Below are 24872 nucleotides of genomic sequence, written 5' to 3' on the forward strand. Positions count from 1 at the left end.
GAGTGATATTACAGTTGTCAGCTCTTTTTTTTATGATTACTATTCAAACTATATTAAAAGACGCAGGTTTCAGTAAGGTTACTATATTGTGATAGTGTAAAGGGTCATGTAATTGACAATTTTAACAAAATAAAAAAATCTTTTAAGTCATTCTTACTATGACATATAGTTGTCATAGTAACCCGAGTATAATAACCTTATCAAATATATGGAGGTTATGAATATGAAGTACGAAATTGTAAATTTACAAGAAAAAATAGTGGTAGGAGTTAGTGCTATTACAGGTAATAATGATCCTAATATGGGCAAAATTATTGGAGGTCTTTGGGAAAAGTTATATCAAGGTGGCATTAATGAAATGATAACAAATAAGGTAAATGAATATGCCATAGGACTTTATTCGAATTATGAAGATGATAAGTATTTAGTTACAGTAGGAAATGAGGTATGTAAGGCTGAAAGTGAAGGACTTACAATAAAGAAAATTCCTGTAGGGAAATATGCTAAGTTTTCTATTGAAGGACATATGGAAAAAGCAGTTGCAGAAGCTTGGAATAAAATTTGGCAAATGGATTTAGATAGAAGTTATGAAGCTGATTTTGAAGAATATTTAAATTCAGATTTTAATAATTGTAAGGTTGATATTTATATTTCATTGAAGTAATTTTAAGAGGTACAATGTGTTAGAAGGGAGTTACGATTATATGCATGAGGTGATAGCAAAGGGGATACTATCTAGTAATAATGGAATGAATATTTATAGAGGATGTACTCACGGATGTATATATTGTGATGCTAGAAGTCTTTGTTATGGAATGGATCATATTTTTGAAGATATAGAGATTAAGGCTAATGTGGTTCAGTTATTAGAGGATACACTTAAGCGTAAAAGAAAAAAGTGCATGATCGGAACAGGTGCAATGAGTGATCCATACATTCAGCTAGAAGAAAAGCTTCAAAACACAAGAAGATGTTTAGAGATAATTGATAAGTACGGATTTGGACTAGCGATACAAACTAAATCAAATAGAATATTAAGAGATTTGGACTTGTTAAAAAGTATAAATAGTAAATCAAAGTGTGTTGTGCAGATGACATTAACAACTTATGATGAAGAATTATGTAAGCTTATTGAACCAAATGTTTCTACAACAAAAGAACGATTTGAAGTTTTAAAGATAATGAGGGATAACAAAATTCCTACAGTAGTTTGGCTAAGTCCCCTTTTACCTTACATAAATGACACGGAGGAAAATATAAGAGGGATTTTAGATTACTGTATAGAAGCCAAAGTTAAAGGAATCATAGTATTTGGTATTGGGTTAACATTAAGAAATGGAAATAGGGAATATTATTATAAGAATTTAGATAAGCATTTTAAAGGTTTAAAAGAGAAATACATAAAGCAGTATGGGAATAGTTATGAAGTAATAAGTAAGAATCATGGAAAACTTATGAAAATTATTAAAGAAACCTGTGATAAAAATAATATTATTTGTGACATAAGAGAAGTTTTTAATTATATGAGAACTTTTGAAGAGAAAAATAATGAAGTTCAAATAAGTTTTGAGATATAGGAAATTTCAGTGTTTAAAGCACTGGTTAATAGAGAATAGGGGCTTTTTCGCTTTAAATATCTAGGAGGAAGTTGGATATACATGATATAATTGTAGGTATATATAGAATCGAGGTGCTTCTAATGAAAATGTCTAAAAAACAGTTTGAAGTAATAAGGAATTGGATGTATAGAAATGCTAGGCCATTAGATATAGCAAGGTGGAAATATCATTTTGAAAATGGAAATAAGGATGATGTATTAGCTGCTTTATCTGCATACCAAAATCCAAATGGAGGGTTTGGATATGCACTTGAAGCTGATAGCTGGAACCCTAATTCGTCACCTATACAGACCTGGTGTGCTACAGAAATTTTATATGAATTAGGAATTACAGATAAAAATAATGAGATAGTAAGAAATATATTATCCTATCTAGACAGTGGAAAAGATTTTCAAGATGGACATTGGATTGCACAAATTCCAACAAATGATGACTATCCACATGCAGAGTGGTGGTCTTATAGAGAAAATGTTATTGATCAATGGGGTTATAATCCAACAATCTGCTTAGTAGGATTCATTTTATATTTTGCTGATAAACAATCAAAGTTATATCAATTAGCACTTGAAATTGCTAAGAAAGCGACTAAAGCATTTCTACAAGATGAAACATCAGAAGATATGCACGAAATATCATGCTTTATTAGATACTATCAATACTGCGAAAAAGCAGGTTTAACAGATATTTTTGATGCCGATGAAATGATTAATTGTTTAAGGCGTAAGGTAAAGTCTTCAATTGGTGAGGATAAAGAGGGTTGGAAGGATAACTATATGTGTAAGCCTTCTCAATTTATGATTACACCGGATAGTATATTCTATCTAGATAATAAAGAACTTTCCGATTATGAAATTGACTTCATTATAGAAACGATGAATTCAGATGGGACCTGGAATATAACTTGGAATTGGAATGATTACCCTGAGCAGTGGGCAGTAAGTAAAAATTGGTGGAAAGCCACCCAAACTTTGGTTAACATGAGATATCTAAAAAATTTTCAATGTCTATAGAAAACCATAAAAGATTTTTTAAATAGAATTAATAGAGAAATTTATTATATTATATATAGCAGTGAGCCGATAAAATACGGCATGAAATATCGAGTGAGGTTATTGCTAAAAGAGATACTATTGGATTGGGAGTGAGAAGAATGGATTGGGTTAAACAATTGAACGAGTCAATAAATTATATTGAGGAGAATCTTGCAGGTGAAATATCCTATGAAGCTATTTCAAAAATTGCCGGATGTTCTATTTATAATTTTCAAAGAATGTTTTCATATATAGCAGATAAGCCGTTGTCTGAATATATAAGAAACAGACGGTTAACTATGGCAGCCTTTGATTTATTGAATAGTACAGAGAGAATAATCGATATTTCTTTAAAGTATGGATATGAATCTCAAGATTCATTTACCAGGGCATTCAAAAATTTTCATGGAGTACTGCCTTCAAGTGTAAGAAATGAAACAGTTCAGTTAAAATCTTGTCCTAAGCGCTCCTTTCAAATTACGATAAAAGGAGAAAATCATATGAATTATCAAATTGAGCAATGGCCTGCATTCAGAGTAATGGGAATATCACAGAAAATGAAAACCTCAACAGCATTTGAAATGGTTCCGAAAGTTTGGGAGAACGCATGGAAGGACGGAACTATGAATAGGTTTATTGAGAAATTTCCTGACTATAGACCAGCAGGGTTTTTAGGAATCGCCCAAGGAGGGCAATGGGGCGAATCAGAGGAAATGGAATATATAATAGCAGTGACAAATTATGTAGATGTACCAAGCTGTGAACATGTTCCTGCACTGGAAGGGATGAAGGAATTTGCTTATCCTGAAGCAACATGGGCAATTTTCGAAGCTAATGGAGAACTGCCAGAAGCAATACAGAAGGTTTATAAACAATTTTATGGAGAGTGGCTACCTAATTCCGGCTATGAATTAGCGGATCTTCCGGTTATTGAGTGCTATATGCAGGATAATCATCAAGAGGTTTGGATAGCTGTTATAAAAAAATAGATAGAGTATGAATTATTCTTCTATTTCAAGTTGTTACTATGCAATATTTTATCTCAAGGATACAGAATATTTGTATCAGCTAATAAATGATGGTGATACTAAAAGACTGATTACATCAAGAGGGAGCCTGTAAATTATTTCGTGTATTCTTATCTTCTTCTTGGAAATAACCATTAATTTATAGTCTTAGACAGGCTTGGATTTTTGTCTAAGTATGTATATTAGTGAAGAACAATTTATTTCCTTCATAGGTATATTATTAACATTTATTGCACATAATATACCTAAGGAAATTTACTAAAGGGACTTTAATCTTAGATTTAATTCTAGATTAAGGTTCTTTTTATGCCATTTTTTCAAACACTTCGCTAAATACTATTTTTAATTGATTGATTACTAAATCCCATTCACGATAATTTCTATTCCATTTTGTTGATATTTTTGAACTGCTAAATATAGCATCTTTAATAAACTTTCATCATTAGGAAATATTAGCTTAGTCTTTGTTACTTTTCTAAATTGACTATTTAAGCTCTCTATTACATTTGTAGTATATATTATTTTTCTTATATTTTGAGGAAAGGCAAAGAATGTACTTAAATTATCCCAATTATCTTCCCAACTTTTACTGCGTTTGGATACTTCTGAGACCATTTATCCTTTAAAGCTATCAAATATTCCATAGCTACTTCCTCATTAACGGCACCATATATATACTTCAGATCTGCAACAAAAGCCTTTTTATCCTTATATGGTATATACTTCATACTAGAACGTATTTGGTGTATTATGCATCGTTGAATTCTAGCGAATGGAAATGTTGCGCCAATCGCATCCTTAAAGCCGTTTAGGCCGTCAACACAGAAGATTAGTACATCTTGTACGCCTCGATTCCTAAGGTCATTTAGAACAGAAAGCCAAAACTTACTACTCTCATTTGCACCAATCCATATTCCTAACACTTCTTTTTCGCCGTCCAGGCTTACGCCTATTACTACGTAAGCTGCTTTAAGTACAATCTGTTTCTCTTCTCTTACTTTATAGTGGATTGCATCCATAAAGACAAATGCATATGTGTTTTCTAAAGGTCTATTCTGCCATTCTGATACCATTGGCAATATCCTATTAGTTATATTTGACACTGTTTCTGCACTTATATCTACATCATATAAATTTTTAACCTGTTCAGATATATCTCTTGTTGTCATTCCCGAAGCATAAAGCGATAATACTTTATCTTCAATTCCATTTATGGTTCTTTGATGTTTTGGTACTATTTTAGGTTCAAAATCTCCATTTCTATCCCTTGGAATATTCAGTTCTATTGCACCTAATTCTGTTTTAACTTTCTTTTTTGAATAGCCATTTCTACTATTATCGCTTGCTTTTTCTGTTACATCATACTTACCATAACCTAATTCTTCATCCATTTCTGCTTCCAAAGCCTCTTGTAAAACATCTCTAAACATTCCTTTTATGGCATCTAATACTTCATTAGCATTAGTAAAGTTCTGCTCCTTTATAAATTCTCTCAATAATTCTTTCGACACATTTGACATAAAAAACAACTCCTTCTTGTAATATATTGTTATTTCAATTATTACCAAGAAGAAGTTGTTTTTATTCAGTTTACACAAAATTTTTTATACGGCCTCAAGAGGTGTAATCAGTCTTTTATTTATTACAGTAAATGAGAAATGTTTAAGAATTTGATTTCGATTTATCAAGTTTAAGTTGTTCTTCGCCCCATCTAGACAATTCACTTAATGCAGGAAGTAGCGCTTTACCCCTTTCTGTTAGAGCATATTCAACCTTAGGAGGAATGGTTTCATGCTGGATTCTAACAATAAGGTTATGTTCTTCTAGTTCCTTTAAAGATTTTGTAAGCATCATGTTAGTAATACCGTTAACTTTTCGTTTTAATTCATTATATCTAGTGAAATTATTTTCAAATAAGTACCACATGATAGGCAACTTCCACTTTTGGCCGATGATATCTAATGCGTATATAAGTGGACATTTTGTCTCGTATTTATTATCATTATGGAATTCTACATTGCAATCTATACCATTATTCATAATTACAACTCCTTTAACTTTAATAGTATACTTTTTATACTAACACAGAAAAAACTGCGTACTTATATATTTATGGTCTTAAGATATATAATTATAGCATAAAACCATAAATACAAAAATGAGTAAAAATATAAAAAAATAGGGGTGTCGCTATGAAGGTTTATGCTATTAATGGAAGTCCAAGAAAAAATAAGAATACGGCTACATTACTTCAGAAAGCTTTAGATGGAGTAAAAGAAGCTGCAAAAGATAAAGAAGTTGAAACTGAAATAATTAATTTATATGATTTAAATTATACTGGATGTAAAAGTTGCTTTGCCTGTAAAAGAATTGGCGGTACAAGTTATGGAAAATGTGCCGTAAAAGACGATATTCATGAAGTTTTAGAGAAAATATCTCAAGCTGATGGGGTTATTTTTGGTTCTCCAATATATTTTGGTACTATAACAGGCCAATTACAATCATTTTTAGAAAGACTATTATTCCCTTACTTGGTGTATGATAAGAATTATTCTACAATTTCACCGAAGAAGATGCCAATAGCATTCATTTATACAATGAATGTTGCAGAAGATTTTATGGATAATGTCGGATATTTATCAACCTTTAATAAAACTGAATCTACCATTGGACGTATATTTACAAAACCATCAGTTATGTATTCAAATAATACTTACCAATTTGATGATTACTCAAAATATGAATCTAGTGCCTTTTCTGAAGAAGAAAAGGCAGCTCATAGAAAAGTTCAATTTCCTTTAGATTGTGAAAAAGCATTTGAAATAGGTAAAAGTTTAATTAAGTAGAATATTAAATTATGACGATATTTTCTTGCTATTAATCATAAGGTTTTTTAGAAAGTTATAATTAAGTAACGTTCAGCATTAACTATGCTCCCTTGAGATATCTTGACTAAATATTTCAAGGGAGTTTTAGGTTTAGATAAAATAGGTTCAGGGGAGATTCCATAATAATATGAGTAGCTTGCTAAAGGTGACATAGAGACAATTATTCTAGGTTATGCGACAATTATCCATAACGAAAAGACGGTTATTTATAACGAAAAGTCAGTTTTCAGAGTAATAATGGTCTACTGTATATTTAAATCAGTTTATAACTAGACATTGATTAACTAGCTTAAAGATAATTTTTAGATTTAAAGATATATCATAATAATATTTTGATACTGACAATAGATATAAGCAGGCATATTACAGATAATTTGAGTTTATAATATGATTAGTTAAAATATTGTTTAAGCAAGCTAGGGAGTGAATTCAAAAAATATATGTAGTCAAAGTGAAAATTAAGTCAGTGTAAGAGTTTAAAGGCTTTTGTCACTAGATATTTTAAGGAGAATAAAATATGACAGAGTTTTGGGAAAAAAGCTTTATAGAGAAACAAACGATGTGGGGATTTAACCCATCAGAGTCAGCTGTTATTGCCAAAGATCTTTTTATTGAAAATAATATTAAAGATATATTGATACCAGGTATTGGTTATGGGAGGAATGCAAAGGTATTTATTGATAATGGTATAAATGTTACAGGAATCGAAATCTCAAAAACAGCTATTGATTTGGCAAAACAACATGGAATTAATATCAATATTTATCATGGTTCAGTTGGAGATATGCCTTTTGAAGATAAGCTTTATGAAGGGATATTTAGCTATGCACTTATTCATTTATTAAACGAAAGAGAGAGAAAAAAATTTATTAGTGATTGCTATGAGCAATTAAAACAAGGTGGATATATGATATTTACAGCAGTTTCAAAAAAAGCACCTATGTTTGGAAAAGGCCAAAAGCTTGATGAAAACTATTATGAAACAATGCCAGGAGTAAGAATCTTCTTTTATGATTCTGAGTCAATAAAAAAAGATTTTGAAGAATATGGGCTTGTAGAATTCTCTGAGATTGATGAAATAGATAGTGATAATAAAGATAAACCTCCAATGAAGTTTTTATTGATAAAATGCAAGAGAACCAAATCCAGATAATGGAGAGGTTCTCTTTCTTTTATATAATAGAGTGGGAGGTGCGGACATTTTCTTGGACCAGCTAAGTTGGAAATTCAAGGCGCTGTCTGTACTCCTTAGGGCTCATATAATATTAAAATCTTCTCTCACCAATTCAATAAATAACGACAGTGCAGGGCTAATCCACTTATTTTTGTGATAACCATAGATTGCTGTAATTTTAGCATCTACACAGCCAACCTTTAATTCTTTTAAAGTTCCATTACTAAGCTCCTCTTCTACTGTAAAACTAGGCAAAAATGAAATCCCAAGATTACTCGCAACGCATTTTTTAATTGCTTCAATGCTTCCAAGTTCGATTGTGTTGTTTAGTAATATGTTTTTATCCAGAAAGTAATTTTCAATTATTTTTCGATAAACGGATTCAACTGGATTAATGATAAGGCTTGTATTTATTTTATGGTTTGGCTCACAAAAATCTAATTTTTCTTGTTCAAATTGTGGCGAACATACTAAAGTTACATTAAAATCAGAAAGCTTAACAGCAGATAAACTTTCATTTTTACTTCCCACATCATACATCAAACCAAGGTCTAATTCACCATTTGCTAACATAGTTTTTATGGTATAGCAATTAAGAGAAACCATACTAAGTTTTACATTAGGGGCTTTTTCTTTAAACATACTTAATACATTTTGTAGTTTATAAGACATTAAAGATTCTGCAACAGCAATTTTTAACTCTCCTGTAATTTTATCACCAACTTTACCGATGCCCTCAATTTTCTTCACTGTATTAAGTAATTCATTTGCATAAGGTATCATTTCTTTTCCTAAGTCCGTTAATACCATATTACGGCCAATTTTTTCAAACAACTTAATTGAGAGTTCCTGCTCTAGTTGTTGAATTTGTGAGGTAACAGTGGATTGGGTGTATCCTAATTTCATTGCGGCATTTGAAAAGTTACCTTCTTCAACAATGCTTTTAAAGGTTTTAAAGTGTCTTATATCCATTAATGTCCCCCCGATCAATATATTAATCTAATAATATATTGATAAAATTGAATTGTCAATTCGAATATATCAATTTTACAAATATATAATCCTCTGATAATATGAATTTATAGAGTAGCTAAAACATATTAAGTAAGTTTTATTAATAACTCTATTATCGATAAAAGTAAATGAATTTGCATATTTGAATTTGTTAAAAAAATAACAATATAGATTTTAATTATGGGAGGAATGAAAAATGAGAGACGTAGTAATAGTAAGCGCAGTAAGAACAGCAATAGGAGCATATGGCAAAACTTTAAAAGATGTACCAGCAGTTGACTTAGGTGCAATAGTAATAAAAGAAGCTGTTAAAAGAGCAAATATTAAACCAGAAGAAATTAATGAAGTTATCTTTGGGAATGTGCTTCAAGCAGGATTAGGACAAAATCCAGCAAGACAAGCGGCTGTAAAAGCTGGACTGCCTGTAGAAATACCTGCATTTACAATTAATAAAGTTTGTGGTTCAGGATTGAGATCTATAAGTTTAGCAGCTCAAATTATAAAAGCTGGCGATGCTGATACTATTGTAGTAGGTGGCATGGAAAATATGTCTAGTGCACCATTTTTACTAGATAGTGCAAGATGGGGACAAAGAATGGGCCATGGTGAGCTAGTTGATGAAATGATAAAAGATGGTTTATGGGATGCTTTTAATGATTATCATATGGGAATAACAGCGGAAAATGTGGCGGAAAAGTGGAATATAACAAGAGAGGAACAAGATGAATTCTCACTTCTATCACAACAAAAAGCAGAAGCAGCCATTAAGAATGGAGAATTTAAAGATGAAATAGTTCCTGTAGTAATTAAAACAAAAAAAGGTGAAGTAATATTTGACCAAGACGAATTCCCTAGATTCGGTAATACTATAGAAGCATTAAAAAAACTTAAACCAATCTTTAAAAAAGATGGTACAGTGACAGCAGGAAATGCATCAGGACTAAATGATGGAGCAGCAGCTTTAGTAATAATGAGTGCAGATAAAGCTAAAGCTTTAGGAATAAAACCACTTGCAAAAATTACTTCTTATGGATCAGCGGGGTTAGATCCAGCGATAATGGGATACGGTGCATTTCATGCAACAAAAGCAGCTTTAGATAAGGTTAATTTAAAAGCAGAAGATTTAGATTTAATAGAAGCAAATGAAGCATATGCATCTCAAAGTATAGCAATAACTAAGGATTTAAATTTAGATATGAGTAAAGTTAATGTTAATGGTGGAGCTATAGCACTTGGACATCCTATAGGGGCATCTGGTGCTCGTATTTTGGTAACATTGCTACATGCTATGGAAAAAAGGGATGCGAAGAGGGGACTTGCTACTCTATGTATTGGTGGAGGACAAGGTACTGCCTTAATAGTTGAAAGAGAATAATTATAATCACTAATTAGGTCTTATGAAAGAAGATATCAGATAAGCAATATGGAATAGCACATAAAACCTCATTCTCTTTTATGAAATAAGAATGAGGTTTTATGTAGTATATAGAGTTGATAAAATATACTTAAGAAAGAAAATTTGCGTAATAAAGAAAAAAACATGTTGAAAGGGGAGAGTAAGTTATGACACCAGCTAATTGCTAATATTGATTAAAGTATAATTTCAAAATTATTTTAATTTAATATGTATTTTATGATGAGTTTAATTTGCCTAATTATTTTAGGTTTTATTGTTATGCTCTTTATGGAATAAGGCATTTAGAAGGTAACTTACTTTAATGAAATTCAACATTATAATTTATAGGATATTTGAAAGTTATATTTTTTAACTTTCAATCAATGTATTTTGAAGTATTGAGCTAAAATTTTTAAAGAAGCTTTAGTGTAAATTATATAAGCATAATACAAAGAGTTTATTAACATTCCTAGATTTGTGCTTATATCATACTTTAATAAATTATAATATATATGGTTTAATAAGATTTCTACATTGTAATGTGATATATGTTTATGCATTATGGTTAATATAAATGTGGTTTTATTGTTGAAGCATATAGAGTGATAAAGGATTTTCAGGCTGTAAGGAGATATGAGCTTCTTACAGTTTTTTTAATTAACTATAGTTCATATATCTAAGAACCTTCTCTGTCTATCCATTAAGAAGAGGAATAGAAATAAGGGTGAAAGAAGGAATTTCTTATGTTCGAATTATCGTTAGTTAATGTAAAAAAGTATATGGATGAAACTCTTGTGCTTAAAAATATAAGTTTTCAAGTGTATGCAGGAGAAAAAGTTGGTATAGTAGGGGTTAATGGAAGCGGGAAGAGTACTATTCTTAAACTAATAGCTGGAATAGAGCAAATGAATTACTACATAGGTTATCCTCAAACCTCAAGTTATGGATATGATGAAGGCTTTGTTTGTGTACCAAGAGAAGCTACATGTGCTTATCTTGAGCAAATACCTCAATATGAAGATGGTATGAAAGTTATCGATGTTCTAAAAGTAGCTTTTGCTGAAGTTTACACAATAGAGAATAAAATGCGTGAATTAGAAGAAGAGATGAAGTTTTTAGAAACTGATAATTTAGAAAAAGCTTTAAAACAGTATAGTAAATTGGTTGAATTATATGAAGTTAAAGATGGATATAATACAGAAGAAAAATTAAATAAGATTTGTACGGGCTTAAAATTAGATGAAAACTTTTTAAATAAGGAATTTAATTTATTAAGTGGTGGTGAAAAAACTACGGTTGTTCTTGGAAAACTATTAATTGATAATCCAGATATATTATTACTGGACGAGCCTACAAATCATCTAGATATGGATTCAATTGAATGGCTTGAAGTTTATCTTAAGAACTACAATGGTATTGTAATTATTGTATCTCATGATAGATACTTTTTAGATAATGTAGTAACAAAGATTGTAGAAATAGAAGATATGGAGAGTAAAACCTATAAAGGAAATTACTCTGATTTTGTTGAACAAAAAGAAAAGAATATGCTTGAACAAATTCATCAATATAAAGAGCAGCAAAAAGAGATTAAAACTATACAAAACACTATAAAAGAGTTAAGAGATTGGGCGAATAGAGTAGATAATAATAAATTCTTTAAAAGAGCTGCCAGTCTACAGAAAAGACTTGATAAAATGAAAAATAGTAACACTGAAAGCGACAAAGAGTATCGAACTAGAGGTCAATATGTAAGAACTAAAAAACCGAAGCTTGAAAGAAATAATATGAATCTTAGCTTTAAAGAAACTGAAAGATCTGGCAATGAAACAATTAAGGCTGAAGGACTTTCTAAATCTTTTGAAGATAAGGTTATTTTAAAAGATGTAAATCTATTGATTAATTTTGGTGAAAGAGTAGCATTAATTGGCCCAAATGGTAGTGGTAAAACTACTTTCCTAAAAATGCTTTTAGGTGAAGAAGAGCCGGATCGTGGCATAGTGGAATTAGGTGCCAGTGTAAGAGTAGCATATTTGCCACAGCAAATTATCTTTAAAGATGAGGAACTTACTGTATTAGAATGCTTCAGAGAAGATATTTCAATATTAGAAGGAAAATCACGTGAATACTTGTCTAAATTCATGTTTTATGGCAAAAGTGTATTTAAAAAGGTAAAGCATCTATCTGGGGGAGAAAGAATAAGATTAAAGCTCGGTAAGCTATTATATGAAGATGTAAATTTATTGATATTGGATGAACCTACTAATCATCTTGACATTGATTCAATAGAAACCTTTGAAGAAGCTCTAGAAGACTTTAAAGGAACTATATTTTTCATATCTCATGATAGATATTTTATTAATAAAATAGGTGAAAGGATAATTGCAATTGAAGATAATGCTTTTAAAAGTTACCTTGGTAATTATGATTACTATAAAGGAATTACAGAGGAATTAAAGCTTAAGGCTATAGAAGATGAAACATCAAAGCTTAAAAAGGATAATAAATTAAAAAATAATGATGAAATCAAAAAAAGTAAAAAAGCTAATAAACGAATAAATGTCGATGAAACTAAAAAGAATGAAGCAGAAAAAGCTAAGGTTGAAATAAGTGTTCAAAATCTTGAAAAAGAAATACAAGAGACTGAATTGGCTATGGCTGACTCAAATATACACTATGAGGAACTTAGTAAATTGTATTCTAGAAAAGAGGAGTTAAGCAAAGAGTTGGATGAGGTTATGGAATTATGGTTAAATCTTAATAGTTAATGTGAATTTTCGCTTTCAGCAAGTGATGGGTTATCATTTGCTACTGATAAGGTGAACCGTACCATAAGTAAGCCTCCAAACCTTAGATTTGGTTAGGCGAACTTACTCCTAGGAACGGAGGGAGTAGGAGTTTCCTTAAGTAAGCCTCTAAATCTTAGATTTAGTTAGGCGAACTTACTCCTAGGAACGGAGAGAGTAGGAGTTTCCTTATAAATGAAATTATAGCCTTAGGCATTGATACAAGTTGTCTAAGGCTAATTTTGCACGTAAAAAAACGTATCATAAGTTATTATGATTTTACAAAATATGTTGCAATAAAAAGTGGAAATAAATTTTAAGTATTAGACAAATAGGAATTTGAATTATTTATCAATTTTTGAAGAGCTATATGATAAATAGAAAGTTATAATTCTAAGTGAATATTATAAAGATACCAGGAGTTCCTTTTTAATAATGGTTTTCCAAGTTCGGATAAGGAATGGAGAGGAGTATACTAATAGCTTAATAATCTGAAATAATGATTATGCCGTTTCTCAGTAAAAGAGAAAATTTATATTTTATACAAAAAATAGCATTACCCTCTTGACTCTTCCTTTAGGGAATCGTTTATACTTAAATTAGCATTGATAATTAAGAAAAGAGGTGCAAACGAATGGACAACCTAATCAAAATCAAAGATGTGTCAAGGAAATATGACGTTACAGCTCGTACACTGCGTTATTATGAGGATATGGGATTGCTGTCCAGCACCCGAAGTGATGACTATACATATAGAATGTACGACGAAAATGCTGTTAGGCGGCTTGAACAAATACTTATTTTACGCAAGCTGAATATCAGCATAAAAGACATTCAACGTGTTTTCAATACTTCTGGTTCAGATGTAGTTTTAGAAGTGCTGGGGAAAAAAGTACAGAACATAGACGACGAGGTTGCACTTTTGCATGAGTTGAAAGAAATCGTGCTGGATTTTATACGTGAAATCGAACAAGTGAATTTTACAGACAACTCCGATATAAAACTGCTGTATAACAAGGCTAAAGAGATTGAAACACAGTTGGTAACCGTTGATTATATAGGCAAGCCTTCAAATATAAACCGATTGATTGAAATAACAGAAAAATTAGATAAAAAAATTCCAGATATAATGGTTGTCAGGATACCGGCATTCAAAGCGTTAACGTGCGGCGACCAACCGTGGGGAGAAATGTTCAAAGAAGGGGGATATATGTACCAATTGTGGCAGTATTGTCATTTGTATAAGAGTGTGATTTTCGATTGTTTTGATTTCTTGCTATCTAAAAATGATAAAGCTGAATGGATATGTGCCGTTAAAGATGGTGTTACCGACGCTGATGTAAGCCCTTTTAAATTAATTGATTTTCCAGGAGGCTTATACGCTATGGCAGTCAGTATTGACGAAGATAACGAGAGCCTACGCAAAGTGGAAGATAAAGTTCGCCGATGGATTGAAAGCACAAATTTTGAACTTGACGAAGGCCGCAGTGTTATGTTCAATATGCCTTATTTATATGAATATGGAAGAGATACTGCCTATAAAGACATAGAAAAGGGACTTGGCTATAAACAAATGCAAAGATATTTTCCCATTAAGCTAAAAGAAGGAATATAAAAATACAATCGATAAAACTAACTGTTGAATCAGCATCACAAAAGAAATAACAGTGAAATCTTGATTCGAACACTGTGTAACGGTTTATATTTAATAACAAGGAAACAGAAAGAGGTGATTAAATGGAAGATATTAAAATCGGATCATTATTATCCTTCGGCAATTATAATTGGCGTGTGCTTGATATACAAAACAATAGGGCTTTGATTATAACCGAAGAAGTTATAGAAGAACGCCCTTATCATAATGCTTATAAAGATATAACATGGGCTGACTGCGCCTTAAGAAAATATCTTAATGGTGAATTTTATGAGAAATTCAACGAAACTGATAAAGCAAGAATAATTCCGGTGACAAATAAAAATTTGGACAATCAGTGGTATGGTTCAAAAGGCGGAGTAGATACGAAAGACAGTATATTTTTATTAAGTCTTGAGGAAGTGTGCACATATTTCGGTGATAGTCTTTCAAAACTGCATAACCCAGGAAAAAATCAAAGATATTGGTTTGAAAGAAAAGATAAAAACAACAGTAAACGAATAGCAAGACTTCAGGGCCAAGAATGGGGTTGGTGGTGGTGGCTTCGGTCCCCAGGCCGCGTTAATGTAAAAGCCGTGTACATATTTGGGACTGACGGTAATATAGGTATCCAAGGCAACAATATATTGAAAGGCAACATCGACGAAGGAAGATGTAGAGGCGGTGTCCGTCCAGCATTGTGGCTAAAGCTAGAATAGTAAATCTCGGGTCACCTTTAAAGTGATTTGACTATAATTACAGCATAAAAAATAAGTAAAATCAATCCGTGTACAAGCAAGTACACGAGATATAAGAAGGAGAAATTAGAAATGAGTAAATATGAAAATGCAATGAAACTTATGGAGGAACGTTGTGGAAATGGCAAAGAGGAAGTTATAGCCCTTGGGACAATAGCACTATCCTTGAGCGCTGCTGGTAATCCTCGTCCTGCTGTCCGTATGGTATGCGCTTATTATGAAGATGGTGTATTTTATGTTTCTACCGACGCAAAAAAGAATAAAATGCTACAAATTGAGAAGAACAACGAGGTTTCAGTATGTGGGTTAGATTGGTACGCTCTACAGGGTACTGCTGAAAATCTAGGTTGGGTAAAGGACGAGAAGAATGCAGAAATCAGATCGAAATTTAAAAAAATTTTTAATTGGTTCGATGAAGTTGGTGACGAAGACAACCCGAACTCAATTGTTCTGCGTATCTCTCTAACAGAAGGTACGATTATTGACAACGAAAGAAAATACGGTGAATATCAGTATGAAGTTGATTTTATCAATAAAACGGCCAAATAAATCCGTAAAGAATAAGCAGTTTCTAGCTTGAGAGCTACAAACACCACTACATAATTATCAATATTTTCCGACTTAGTTTTCTGAAACCCAACATTAAACAGTTTATTGTTGGGTTTTTGTCGTATCTATAAGGTATAAGCTTCTTAAAATTTCAATAAGAAACAAATACAACTCTCCACTATATCACCAGACTTTTTATAAGTGTTATGATAATAACGTGGAGGTGCAAATAGTATGGATAAGATATATAAAACAGCAGAAGTAGCTAAAAAAGTTGGAGTACATTCCAACACTGTACGTTTGTACGAAAAGCTTCAATTAATACCAAAAGCGAATAGATCACCAAATGGCTATAGAGTATTTACTGACTATCATATAGAGCAGTTTATCCTTGCAAGAACTGCCTTTAAAGTAGAGGTTCTACAAAATGGCCTTAGAAAGAAGATAATTAATGTTGTTAAGTTATCTGCCAAGGGGAAACTTCAAGAAGCAATTAATTGTACAAAGGATTATATAAATCAGATAAAGCAAGAGCGAAAAAATGCAGAGGAAGCCATAGAACTGTCAAAGGAGCTTTTATTAGGGATAGATGCTAAAGAGAATAATATATTTTTTACAAGAAAGCAAACTGCAAACTATCTTAAGGTCACAATGGATACATTAAGAAATTGGGAGATGAATGGTTTACTTACTGTTAAGAGAAAGCAGAATGGATATCGAGTTTATACTGAAAGTGATATTAATAGATTGAAAATAATACGTACATTACGTTGTGCTAACTATTCCCTTTCAGCAATTTTAAGAATGATTAATGCCATAGAAGAAAGTAAGGAAATTGATATTAGAGAGGTTATAAATAAACCAAAAGAGGATGAGGACATTGTTACAGCCTGTGATAAACTTCTTACTTCCTTAAATGATGCAGAAAAAAATGCAAATAGTATATTGAAGCAATTGGAATTTATGAAAAAAGAATTTAATATAGACTCTACACTTTAACACCAGACTTTGTGCTGGTGTTATTCTTTTATCAAAAGGAGGGAATAGCACATGGAAGTAATAAAAGTTCATAATCTTTATAAGTCTTATGGGGATGTTCAAGTGGTGAAGGGTGTTAGTTTAACAGTAAAGAAAGGTGAGATATTTGGATTACTTGGGGCCAATGGGGCAGGGAAGAGTACTACCATAGAGTGTATTTTAGGGACAAAGAATTTTGATGATGGGCAGGTATCTATCCTAGGTATGAATCCTAAAAAAGAAAGAAAAAAGCTATTTCAGAAGGTTGGGGTACAGTTTCAAGAATCTAATTATCAAGATAAGATTACAGTGAAAGAGTTGTGTGAAATAACAGAAGTTCTTTATAAAAATCCATTAGATTACAACAAATTATTAGAGCAATTTAAACTTCAAGATAAGGTTAAAAATCTAGTAAGCGAACTATCTGGAGGTGAAAAGCAACGATTATTTATTATCCTAGCATTAATTCCGAGGCCAGAAGTGGTATTCTTAGACGAGCTTACAACAGGACTAGATGCAAAGGCTAGAAGAGATGTATGGAAATGCTTGTTGAACTTAAAAAAGCAAGGACTCACAATCTTTTTAACATCGCATTTTATGGATGAGGTTGAAATACTGTGCGATAATATATGTATTTTAAAAAATGGAGTAGCAGATTTTTATGGAACAGTTGAAGAAGCAGTGACACTGAGTCCATATGAAAAATTTGAGGATGCTTATTTATGGTTTGTAGATGAGGAGGAGTTGAATGATGAAAGTATTTAAAGCAATGCTAAAAACTGAATTAAAGTTATCACTAAGAGGCATGGATATGTTCATCTTTGCAATCTGTATGCCAGTGGTAGCAACTATTATTTTAGGTATTATTTATGGTGATAAACCCGCATTTCCTGGAGCAGATTTTACATTCTTGGAACAATCCTTTGCAGCTGTATCAACCATTTCAATATGTGCAGGTGGTGTCATGGGGTTACCATTAGTATTATCTGAGTATCGTCATAGAAAAATATTAAAAAGATTTAGAGTAACACCAGTTAGCCCATCTGTGATTTTAGTAGTTCAAGGCGTAATCTATGCTTTATATTCCATTGTTTCATTAATTCTTGTTTATTTGACAGCAAAAGTATTTTTTAATTTTCAACTTAGAGGTTCATGGACAAACTTTTTAGGAGCATATACATTGGTGATGATATCAATATTCAGTATTGGATTTATGGTAGGAGGAATAGCGAAAAATACTAAGATAGCAGGTGTAATTGCCAGCATTCTATATTTTCCTATGCTTATATTCTCAGGAGCGACATTACCATACGAAGTTATGCCAACAGCTCTTCAAAAGGTGGCGGACATCTTACCCTTGACTCAGGGAATAAAGCTTTTAAAAAATGCATCACTCAATTTAAACTTAGATAATGTAATACTACCAATTTTAGTTGTAAGTGCAATTACTGTGATATGTATTGGGGTATCTATTAAGTTTTTTAGGTGGGAGTAATTTAAAATTGATAAAGAAGCAGTAATAGTTTAAACAGCTTTATAATATTGTTTTCATACAAGGAATTGAGTAAAAAAGTGTAAAAACTTCATTTAGATAAGATACTAAAAAGGGGATGCCTTTTCATGGTTTTAAGGATTAAAAACAGTACCATTTATAAAGACAGTCCCGTTTCTTTTCATAGAAAAAGTAATCTGTAAGGAAATCGCATGTACTAATTTAGCAAAGAACAATGATTTTATATGGAGTAGTTTGGGCAGGTATACTCTTGGTTGTAGGGCCATAGACAACAATTAGGTTTCTGTTTCTAGGGTATTTGCTAAAAAACTGATCATTTGTCAGAATAACCTCAGTAGCTAGGGAAATATTTAGTTTCAAATTTCCATCGCTGCTTACAAGATCATTATTAAAATAGTCTACGGTAATATTTTGATATTCTGTGTTTTTTGCCATAACAATTGCAGGATATTGAGGAGGATAAATAAGAATGGTAGGTGCATTTGAGTCGTAGAATCCGGTTACTTCGTCGCCTAACTCTACCACTTCATGATCTACGAAATAAGTTCCAGGGGATATCACAAAATTCACTGGTCCCCTGTTTTTGTTTTCCACTGACATTAATTTATAGCAACCTGCTGATGCATCATTTTGACCTGGGTTTAGATCTTCAATCCTTGTAACGGTGCCACTAAAGGCTGTAAACTTTTGTGAGCTATTTCCCAACTTTCCGTTGCAGGAGGGGCAAATAGCTCGACTCATGTAGTAAGGACAACAGGTAAATTGGTTATTATCCATATAATACTCCTTTCTATTACTGCATTTACGCATCACCATTAGCAGTATATGAGGCATTCTGAGAAGTGCTACTTAGTCCACATATATGAAGATAAAATAGTAGTTAAAGGAAGAGACTTCTATAATCAAAAGTGGATATCTACGGCTCAATTTTATATTAAATTAGGTGTGTAAGCCTAGTGATTGCTAGCTAACCATAAAAAAATTAAAGACTCAATGTGATGACTTTTGTCTGAACATTGGGTCTTTGTAATACAACTTTGGTGGTTTTCGGATAATGAAGGGTGAACCATATCATAAATAGAAATAAACTGCTCATAATCAGAATGAGAAGTCCAATGTTTTAGAGTGAGTGAAGCGCCTCTTAGGGAAAAAATCATTTTATAAGGTGATTAGTCGAAACTTGTTAAAATTGTCAAGTGGTTTGGAAAAAAATTAAAATATTTTATGCAATTAAAGATGAAAAAGTCATGTTTTGTCTATAAATGTTGAGTATTAGGGAAAAATATAATATACTGAAGAGTATACATATAACCAGTATATGTGGTATTTGTGATACATAGCGGATTATAAATGAATAAAATATTTATAGCTTAAGTTGTGTAGCAATAAGTTATTGACAAAATTTCAAAGTAAAACAGACTGTATGTCTAGGAGGGGTTATGATGACGGACACATATAACGTTAAAAGAGTTCATAAGGTAAGTCTTATTATGACATGTTTAATCATATTTTCTATGATTATTGATGCAACTATAGCAGGAGGAAGTAAAGCCGGCATTACACTGGCTACACGAGCCTCAGCGTGTGTTATTATTGGTATTATCAATTACTTTTTACCAATAAATGACTATATTAAAGGTTTGATTTTTGGAATAGTGCCAAGTATCAGTATGTGCCTGCTTTCAGCTTTATATGGATTTCAACTAAGTAGACATTATATTATTATATGCACTGTTGGGTTAATGGCTTTATACTTTAGAAAAGAGGTTACAATAGCACATGGAGTTATAACAAATATAGCGTTGCTTGTTACTTTTTTAGTAAATCCTGATAGTATATCAGGTCTAGGCACGGATGTTGAAGACTTCATTTTTGTGTTGATCATTCTTGATGCTACCATTGCTATGTTATATTTTTTAAGTAAATGGGGAAGAGCTCTTGTGAATGAAGGCGCTCAGAAAACAGCACAATCAGAAGAACTTTTGAAAAAGTTGCAGAATACTTTTACAAAGGTAGAAGATAATACGGACACCATCGATAATAGAATAAGCGAGCTGAATAGTAATATAAATTGTATAACTGAAGCAAGTAATAATATAACTACTTCAGTTCAGGAGATGGCTAAAGCTATACAAGAAGAAGCTATTAGTGTTACTGGGGTAAATGAAACAATGGCGGATTCATTAGAAATGGTAAATGAAACCTGGGATATATCGAAAGGTATATCAAATAGAGCTGATGTAGTTAGTGAAAAGGTCAGTGAGGGCTGGGATAGAATGCAGCAGATGAATAATCAGATTAATATTATAAGTGATTCTATTTCTACAGCTAACACTACTGTATCTGAACTTCAATCAAGTATGGAGACGGTAAATAACTTATTACAAGGAATATCAGAAATTGCAGTGCAAACAAACCTTTTAGCACTTAATGCTGCTATAGAATCAGCACGTGCAGGAGAGCATGGAAAAGGATTTGCTGTTGTTGCTGATGAGGTAAGAAAGCTAGCAGATCAAAGTACAATCATAGTAAATGATATAACTCAGGTAACAACAGCGTTATCCAATAAGTCACAAGAGGCTTTTGAAAAGGTTAATCAAGGTAGTAATGCAGTAAAAGAGGGTAAAGAACTTATAAACAATATATCAACATATTTTAAGGATATTAAAGATACATTTAATGACACCAACACAGAGATATCAAAAGGATTAAGTAAAATTGAAGCAGTTGCAGATAAGTTTTTAAATGTTCAACGTGATATGGAAAATATGGCAGGTTTAGCAGAACAGAACGCCGCAGCTACTGAAGAAATATTAGCTACTATTGAAAATGAAAATACTCAAATAATTCAAATTGGTAATTCATTATATGAAATACGCGAATTAAGTGGAGATCTTAAGAAAATGATTAGCTCTAATAATAATAGGAGCGTAATGAAATTGAATTAGAAAGCATAATACGCAATTAAGTTAGTTTGAAACATTCATATATAATGATTTAAGGGGCAAACCTTCTAAACGACAGGTTTGTCCCTTGATTTTTAACAATATACAAATGGATGGCCAGATGATACGCTAACCCTTGAGCAAGATGAGGACACGAGAAAGAATTTAATGAAAGAGTTGTATTTTAGAAACTCATAAAGATTGGGTAGATAAGGATCCAATTAAGAGTATCCAGGTTAGTGGAAAGTACATAAATGAGAAGTTTGGTGATAAATAAAATTAAAGTAAGACAAGATGGTGATAACGAATCATTTTCAGAAAATGATGATTATTTTCGCTGGAAAAGAGTTAAATCTCAAAAATCCTAATAACGCACCGCACATGCATCCGCAGAAGATTGCTAAGGTATAATAGCGGAAATTAAAAGCCACTAAAGCAAAGAATACCATTACGAGCAGAGTTACTAATGTAGCAAGACCGTCCAAGCCATCTGTCAAGTTTACTGAATTGGTTGTGGCTACATAAATGAATATAATAAATGGTATGTATAATAATTTAAGATCTATCATTTTTCCTGCAAAGGGAAGGATAATTGTTGATCCGATTTCGGGATTGTAATATGCGTAAATTGCAAAAGTGGTGGAAGCAAAAAGTAATAGTATCATCTTCTGTTTTGAAGTTAACCCCTGGTTCTTCTTATGTACCTTTTTTAAAAAGTCATCAAGAAAACCTATAAAGCCAAATGCTATTAAGGAATAGAAAATAAACTGAATTTCCTCGTTATACTGCTTTATGAAAAACAACATTGCAATTATAGATGAGAGGATAAATATAATACCACCAAAGGTAGGAGTTGCTGCTTTTTTATAATGACTCTTCGGACCTTCTTCGCGGATATTCTGACCTAGTTTCAATTTTTTAAATATTGGGACAAGTATAGTCCCAATAAGGGAAGATAATAAGAAACTTAATAAAATGGCATAAACAATATTGATCATTATGAACACCAGCTTTCTTTTTATTTAAATATTTTGGAAGCTTCATAATTATGGTAATGTATTAAATGTAATGACTCAATAACTATGTATAAGTATCAAATTTAGTTGAAAAATACCGAATAATTAGTTGAATATTATTCAACCCAATATTTCTATTTGACGCTGAAACTTTCTTCTTAAGTATCAATTTTTAGCTTTAGACATTTATATAACTTGTCTAAGGCTATTTTTATAGACAAAACAAAGTATTACAACAAGGAATATATTTACAATATGTGTTATAATTAAGTGAGAAACAAATTTAAGTAATTTAAGAATAGTAATTTATACGCCCTACATATTTAAAAGGAGTAGAAAAGACATGAATTTAGAAGATTTAAGAGATGACATTGCCATTAGGCAAAAAAAAGGAATTCCATTCATAGTAGCATCGATAATTCTATGGTCATTTATCATAGTAGTGGTGAATCTCAACTTGCCAATCTACTATATGAACCTTTTGATTTTCTGTTGCTCTTGTCCATTAGTGCCAATAGCATGGGGCATTGGGAAAATACTACATATAGATATTTTTGATAAGAGCAATCCATTGGGGCAAGTGGGCTTTATTTTTACACTTAATCAATTGATATATTTACTAATTGTAATGTGGGTTTTTAATGCAGTTCCTGGGAAAATGTTAATGGTTTATGCAATGGTATTTGGTGGACACTTATTTCCATATTCATGGCTGTATAAATCAATTAGTTATAAAATATTTGCAATAATTGTTCCTCTTTTAGCTTTGTATATTGGTAGTACATTTTCACCTGTTGTTTTGGCAGGAACTATGCTTTTTGTGGAAATAATTTTTGTAGTGGCTCTTTTGGGAGAAATGAAAAAACTAAAACATAATGCAAACTAAACTACTATAGAAAAATTATGAATCTTAGAAATAAAAAATTATGCTTTAAAACTAATTTAATCTTAAAAGTATTATTCATAGATATAGTTTGGATTTATATGCTACAATTGTACATATTACACAATGATTTATCACATTTAGAGATTTGATTTTTAAAATTTATGTACAATAATATTTATGATGTTATTATATTGGGGGTTAAAAAATGATAATAATTCGCGTGAATCTAGGTTTTTTCGGAGGTAAGGTAACATCAGTAACAAAGCTCTATGCAGAATCAGCCTTATAGACAATGGCGATAACTGCATGGAGAATACTTTAATCGCCTTTTCATTCTAATTTTGAAATGTTAGTAAGCCTGATTTTGCATCTTTTACTTAACTATTTCTGAAGTGAAGGAGCAAGTTAGAATGAAATATATAAATGCTACAGAAGTATTACCTTTAGATTTACTTAGCGAGATCCAGAAATATATTGCTGGTGAGGTATTATATATCCCACAACCAAAAGGGTTAAAGAATTCTTGGGGAAGCAGAAGTGGTGCAAGACAAGAAATTATTAATAGAAACAAACAAATTAAATCAGAAAAAGAAGATGGTAGAAGTATTGAGGAACTTATGATGAAATACAATCTTTCCTATGATACAATAAAGAAAATTGTATATTTAAAATAGTATTAACATAAAAAACCTCTGCAAGTTTTCAGACCTGCAGAGGTTTTGTGCATAAAATAACTATAGTGATTATTTACCTTTTACTATGGAATAGCATAGTTTACAATTCAAATAAAGACACTTTTGGAGGTATGCGTATGATTAATAGTGAAACGATAATCAAAAAGCTCAAAGAAGAATTAGAACCGATACAATATATTCATGCAATGTGGCTTGAGGGTGCTGATGCTATAGGACAAGCAGATGAATAGTCTGATTTAGACATTTATATTGATATTGAAGATGAATATGAACAGCAAGCAATTGATAAGGTTGAAAATATACTATCAAAAGTTGCAGAAATAGATTATAAGTATGTAATGAATCATGGTCATCCCAAGCTTCGTCAGCGAATTTATCACTTAAAAGGTAGTAGCGAATATCTTATGATTGATCTCTGCTTACAGCTACATAGTAGAAATAAAGAGGAATTTTTGTATATAAAAGATAATCAAATTGAAGCAGCTAAGGTGATTTTTGATAAATCAGAAATTATTCAGTATAAAGACTATAATGAATGTGACTATAAAAGCTTCAATATAGCTCGCCTTGAAGAATGTAAATATCGTTACAGCCAACATTGCAGAGTTAAGAAATATGTTCATCGAGGGATGTATCTTGAAGCATATGCCTATTACAATAGATATGTATTGGAACCATTAATTGATATGCTGCGACTGATACACACACCTTCTCATGCACATTATTATTTGATACATATTTCTCAGCATATCCCGAAGTCAGAAGTAAAAAAGCTTGAATTTTTTGCAAAAATATCATCACTTAAAGATATTGATGAAAAAATGCACTTAGCTGAAACTTGGTTTTTAGAATTAATGCTTGAACTAGAGAAATTAGAAATTAAATGAGAAAGTTTCAATTTATAGGTTGGATAGAAATTATAAA

At 31.4% G+C, this 24872-nt stretch carries 21 protein-coding genes and 2 pseudogenes; 18 read left to right on the top strand and 5 right to left on the bottom strand.

Translation table 11 applies throughout. From position 1 onward, the window contains the following. Nucleotides 1–223 precede the first annotated feature (223 nt). The 4 genes from CLOCEL_RS01075 (at nt 224) to CLOCEL_RS01090 (ending at nt 3639) form a co-directional block, all read left to right on the top strand. On the top strand, nt 224–664 hold the full coding sequence (locus CLOCEL_RS01075) for a GyrI-like domain-containing protein (protein WP_010075271.1): 441 nt from the start codon (nt 224–226) through the stop codon (nt 662–664). 40 nt (nt 665–704) lie between these two features. Continuing rightward, nucleotides 705–1577: an SPL family radical SAM protein gene (locus tag CLOCEL_RS01080; RefSeq protein WP_010075270.1), complete on the top strand. Its 873-nt coding sequence runs from the start codon at nt 705–707 to the stop codon at nt 1575–1577. 71 nt (nt 1578–1648) lie between these two features. Then, the gene (locus CLOCEL_RS01085) at nt 1649–2629 is read left to right on the top strand and encodes a hypothetical protein (RefSeq protein ID WP_010075269.1); all 981 of its coding nucleotides are present in this window, start codon (nt 1649–1651) and stop codon (nt 2627–2629) included. A gap of 140 nt (nt 2630–2769) precedes the next feature. After that, complete coding sequence (locus CLOCEL_RS01090; RefSeq protein ID WP_010075268.1) at nt 2770–3639, top strand: AraC family transcriptional regulator; 870 nt, start codon at nt 2770–2772, stop codon at nt 3637–3639. 343 nt (nt 3640–3982) lie between these two features. On the opposite strand, the pseudogene CLOCEL_RS01095 reads toward CLOCEL_RS01090, so the two are convergent. Both CLOCEL_RS01095 and CLOCEL_RS01100 read right to left on the bottom strand, forming a co-directional pair. Further along, nucleotides 3983–5198 (bottom strand): annotated as a pseudogene (locus CLOCEL_RS01095) (IS256 family transposase). 142 nt (nt 5199–5340) lie between these two features. Further along, entirely contained in the window at nt 5341–5718 is a 378-nt protein-coding gene (locus CLOCEL_RS01100) for a winged helix-turn-helix transcriptional regulator (RefSeq protein WP_010075267.1), read from the bottom strand. 152 nt (nt 5719–5870) lie between these two features. On the opposite strand from CLOCEL_RS01100, the gene CLOCEL_RS01105 reads away from it, so the two are divergent. Together CLOCEL_RS01105 and CLOCEL_RS01110 are read left to right on the top strand one after the other, a co-directional pair. Next, nucleotides 5871–6524, top strand: coding sequence for a flavodoxin family protein (locus CLOCEL_RS01105; RefSeq protein WP_010075266.1), 654 nt, complete (start codon nt 5871–5873; stop codon nt 6522–6524). A gap of 559 nt (nt 6525–7083) precedes the next feature. Next, nucleotides 7084–7719: a class I SAM-dependent methyltransferase gene (locus CLOCEL_RS01110; protein ID WP_010075265.1), complete on the top strand. Its 636-nt coding sequence runs from the start codon at nt 7084–7086 to the stop codon at nt 7717–7719. Nucleotides 7720–7821: 102 nt separating this feature from the next. On the opposite strand, the gene CLOCEL_RS01115 is transcribed toward CLOCEL_RS01110, so the two are convergent. Then, on the bottom strand, nt 7822–8712 hold the full coding sequence (locus CLOCEL_RS01115; RefSeq protein ID WP_013291575.1) for a LysR family transcriptional regulator: 891 nt from the start codon (nt 8710–8712) through the stop codon (nt 7822–7824). Between the two features lie 238 nt (nt 8713–8950). On the opposite strand from CLOCEL_RS01115, the gene CLOCEL_RS01120 reads away from it, so the two are divergent. The 8 genes from CLOCEL_RS01120 to CLOCEL_RS01155 all read left to right on the top strand — a co-directional run bounded on the left by CLOCEL_RS01120 (nt 8951) and on the right by CLOCEL_RS01155 (nt 18388). Further along, the gene (locus CLOCEL_RS01120; RefSeq protein ID WP_013291576.1) at nt 8951–10129 is read left to right on the top strand and encodes an acetyl-CoA C-acetyltransferase; all 1179 of its coding nucleotides are present in this window, start codon (nt 8951–8953) and stop codon (nt 10127–10129) included. A 764-nt stretch (nt 10130–10893) separates the two neighbouring features. Then, complete coding sequence (gene abc-f, locus CLOCEL_RS01125) at nt 10894–12918, top strand: ribosomal protection-like ABC-F family protein (RefSeq protein WP_010075261.1); 2025 nt, start codon at nt 10894–10896, stop codon at nt 12916–12918. Between the two features lie 652 nt (nt 12919–13570). Next, nucleotides 13571–14551, top strand: coding sequence for a helix-turn-helix domain-containing protein (locus CLOCEL_RS01130; protein ID WP_010075260.1), 981 nt, complete (start codon nt 13571–13573; stop codon nt 14549–14551). A gap of 122 nt (nt 14552–14673) precedes the next feature. Next, nucleotides 14674–15288 carry a DUF6273 domain-containing protein gene (locus CLOCEL_RS01135; RefSeq protein WP_010075259.1) on the top strand — a complete coding sequence of 205 codons (615 nt, stop codon included), beginning with the start codon at nt 14674–14676 and terminating at the stop codon, nt 15286–15288. Nucleotides 15289–15399: 111 nt separating this feature from the next. Beyond that, on the top strand, nt 15400–15876 hold the full coding sequence (locus tag CLOCEL_RS01140) for a pyridoxamine 5'-phosphate oxidase family protein (RefSeq protein ID WP_010075258.1): 477 nt from the start codon (nt 15400–15402) through the stop codon (nt 15874–15876). A gap of 234 nt (nt 15877–16110) precedes the next feature. Beyond that, complete coding sequence (locus tag CLOCEL_RS01145; RefSeq protein WP_010075257.1) at nt 16111–16875, top strand: MerR family transcriptional regulator; 765 nt, start codon at nt 16111–16113, stop codon at nt 16873–16875. Nucleotides 16876–16926: 51 nt separating this feature from the next. Next, a complete protein-coding gene (locus CLOCEL_RS01150; protein WP_010075256.1) occupies nt 16927–17658 on the top strand; it encodes an ABC transporter ATP-binding protein in 732 nt (243 codons plus the stop codon). Then, on the top strand, nt 17645–18388 hold the full coding sequence (locus CLOCEL_RS01155) for an ABC transporter permease (protein ID WP_010075255.1): 744 nt from the start codon (nt 17645–17647) through the stop codon (nt 18386–18388). The genes CLOCEL_RS01150 and CLOCEL_RS01155 overlap by 14 nt, the downstream gene beginning before the upstream one ends. A 219-nt stretch (nt 18389–18607) precedes the next feature. Here CLOCEL_RS01155 and CLOCEL_RS01160 read toward each other — a convergent pair whose 3' ends face one another. Beyond that, nucleotides 18608–19183, bottom strand: coding sequence for a hypothetical protein (locus CLOCEL_RS01160; protein WP_010075254.1), 576 nt, complete (start codon nt 19181–19183; stop codon nt 18608–18610). Nucleotides 19184–19848: 665 nt separating this feature from the next. Between CLOCEL_RS01160 and CLOCEL_RS01165 the strand changes: the two genes are divergently transcribed. Next, nucleotides 19849–21354, top strand: a complete 1506-nt coding sequence (locus CLOCEL_RS01165) for a methyl-accepting chemotaxis protein (protein ID WP_010075253.1) — start codon at nt 19849–19851, stop codon at nt 21352–21354. Nucleotides 21355–21674: 320 nt separating this feature from the next. Here CLOCEL_RS01165 and CLOCEL_RS01170 read toward each other — a convergent pair. Then, a pseudogene (locus CLOCEL_RS01170) lies at nt 21675–22349 on the bottom strand (MraY family glycosyltransferase); the annotation flags it as partial. A 361-nt stretch (nt 22350–22710) separates the two neighbouring features. Between CLOCEL_RS01170 and CLOCEL_RS01175 the strand changes: the two are divergent. The 3 genes from CLOCEL_RS01175 to CLOCEL_RS01185 all read left to right on the top strand — a co-directional run bounded on the left by CLOCEL_RS01175 (nt 22711) and on the right by CLOCEL_RS01185 (nt 24835). Continuing rightward, nucleotides 22711–23253: a DUF7010 family protein gene (locus tag CLOCEL_RS01175; protein WP_010075251.1), complete on the top strand. Its 543-nt coding sequence runs from the start codon at nt 22711–22713 to the stop codon at nt 23251–23253. Between the two features lie 410 nt (nt 23254–23663). After that, on the top strand, nt 23664–23927 hold the full coding sequence (locus CLOCEL_RS01180) for a CD3324 family protein (RefSeq protein WP_010075250.1): 264 nt from the start codon (nt 23664–23666) through the stop codon (nt 23925–23927). Nucleotides 23928–24286: 359 nt separating this feature from the next. Continuing rightward, entirely contained in the window at nt 24287–24835 is a 549-nt protein-coding gene (locus tag CLOCEL_RS01185; protein ID WP_157629728.1) for a hypothetical protein, read from the top strand. Nucleotides 24836–24872 lie beyond the last annotated feature (37 nt).

The sequence above is a fragment of the Clostridium cellulovorans 743B genome (genome assembly GCF_000145275.1).
Taxonomy (GTDB): domain Bacteria; phylum Bacillota; class Clostridia; order Clostridiales; family Clostridiaceae; genus Clostridium_K; species Clostridium_K cellulovorans.

Excerpts from the sequence above, each read along its gene's own strand:
- CLOCEL_RS01075 (WP_010075271.1), top strand. The coding sequence starts at position 224 with ATGAAGTACGAAATTGTAAATTTACAAGAAAAAATAGTGGTAGGAGTT.
- CLOCEL_RS01080 (WP_010075270.1), top strand. The coding sequence starts at position 705 with ATGCATGAGGTGATAGCAAAGGGGATACTATCTAGTAATAATGGAATG.
- CLOCEL_RS01090 (WP_010075268.1), top strand. The coding sequence starts at position 2,770 with ATGGATTGGGTTAAACAATTGAACGAGTCAATAAATTATATTGAGGAG.
- CLOCEL_RS01100 (WP_010075267.1), bottom strand. The coding sequence starts at position 5,718 with ATGAATAATGGTATAGATTGCAATGTAGAATTCCATAATGATAATAAA.
- CLOCEL_RS01105 (WP_010075266.1), top strand. The coding sequence starts at position 5,871 with ATGAAGGTTTATGCTATTAATGGAAGTCCAAGAAAAAATAAGAATACG.
- CLOCEL_RS01110 (WP_010075265.1), top strand. The coding sequence starts at position 7,084 with ATGACAGAGTTTTGGGAAAAAAGCTTTATAGAGAAACAAACGATGTGG.
- CLOCEL_RS01115 (WP_013291575.1), bottom strand. The coding sequence starts at position 8,712 with ATGGATATAAGACACTTTAAAACCTTTAAAAGCATTGTTGAAGAAGGT.
- CLOCEL_RS01120 (WP_013291576.1), top strand. The coding sequence starts at position 8,951 with ATGAGAGACGTAGTAATAGTAAGCGCAGTAAGAACAGCAATAGGAGCA.
- abc-f (WP_010075261.1), top strand. The coding sequence starts at position 10,894 with ATGTTCGAATTATCGTTAGTTAATGTAAAAAAGTATATGGATGAAACT.
- CLOCEL_RS01130 (WP_010075260.1), top strand. The coding sequence starts at position 13,571 with ATGGACAACCTAATCAAAATCAAAGATGTGTCAAGGAAATATGACGTT.
- CLOCEL_RS01135 (WP_010075259.1), top strand. The coding sequence starts at position 14,674 with ATGGAAGATATTAAAATCGGATCATTATTATCCTTCGGCAATTATAAT.
- CLOCEL_RS01140 (WP_010075258.1), top strand. The coding sequence starts at position 15,400 with ATGAGTAAATATGAAAATGCAATGAAACTTATGGAGGAACGTTGTGGA.
- CLOCEL_RS01145 (WP_010075257.1), top strand. The coding sequence starts at position 16,111 with ATGGATAAGATATATAAAACAGCAGAAGTAGCTAAAAAAGTTGGAGTA.
- CLOCEL_RS01150 (WP_010075256.1), top strand. The coding sequence starts at position 16,927 with ATGGAAGTAATAAAAGTTCATAATCTTTATAAGTCTTATGGGGATGTT.
- CLOCEL_RS01155 (WP_010075255.1), top strand. The coding sequence starts at position 17,645 with ATGAAAGTATTTAAAGCAATGCTAAAAACTGAATTAAAGTTATCACTA.
- CLOCEL_RS01160 (WP_010075254.1), bottom strand. The coding sequence starts at position 19,183 with ATGGATAATAACCAATTTACCTGTTGTCCTTACTACATGAGTCGAGCT.
- CLOCEL_RS01165 (WP_010075253.1), top strand. The coding sequence starts at position 19,849 with ATGACGGACACATATAACGTTAAAAGAGTTCATAAGGTAAGTCTTATT.
- CLOCEL_RS01175 (WP_010075251.1), top strand. The coding sequence starts at position 22,711 with ATGAATTTAGAAGATTTAAGAGATGACATTGCCATTAGGCAAAAAAAA.
- CLOCEL_RS01180 (WP_010075250.1), top strand. The coding sequence starts at position 23,664 with ATGAAATATATAAATGCTACAGAAGTATTACCTTTAGATTTACTTAGC.
- CLOCEL_RS01185 (WP_157629728.1), top strand. The coding sequence starts at position 24,287 with ATGAATCATGGTCATCCCAAGCTTCGTCAGCGAATTTATCACTTAAAA.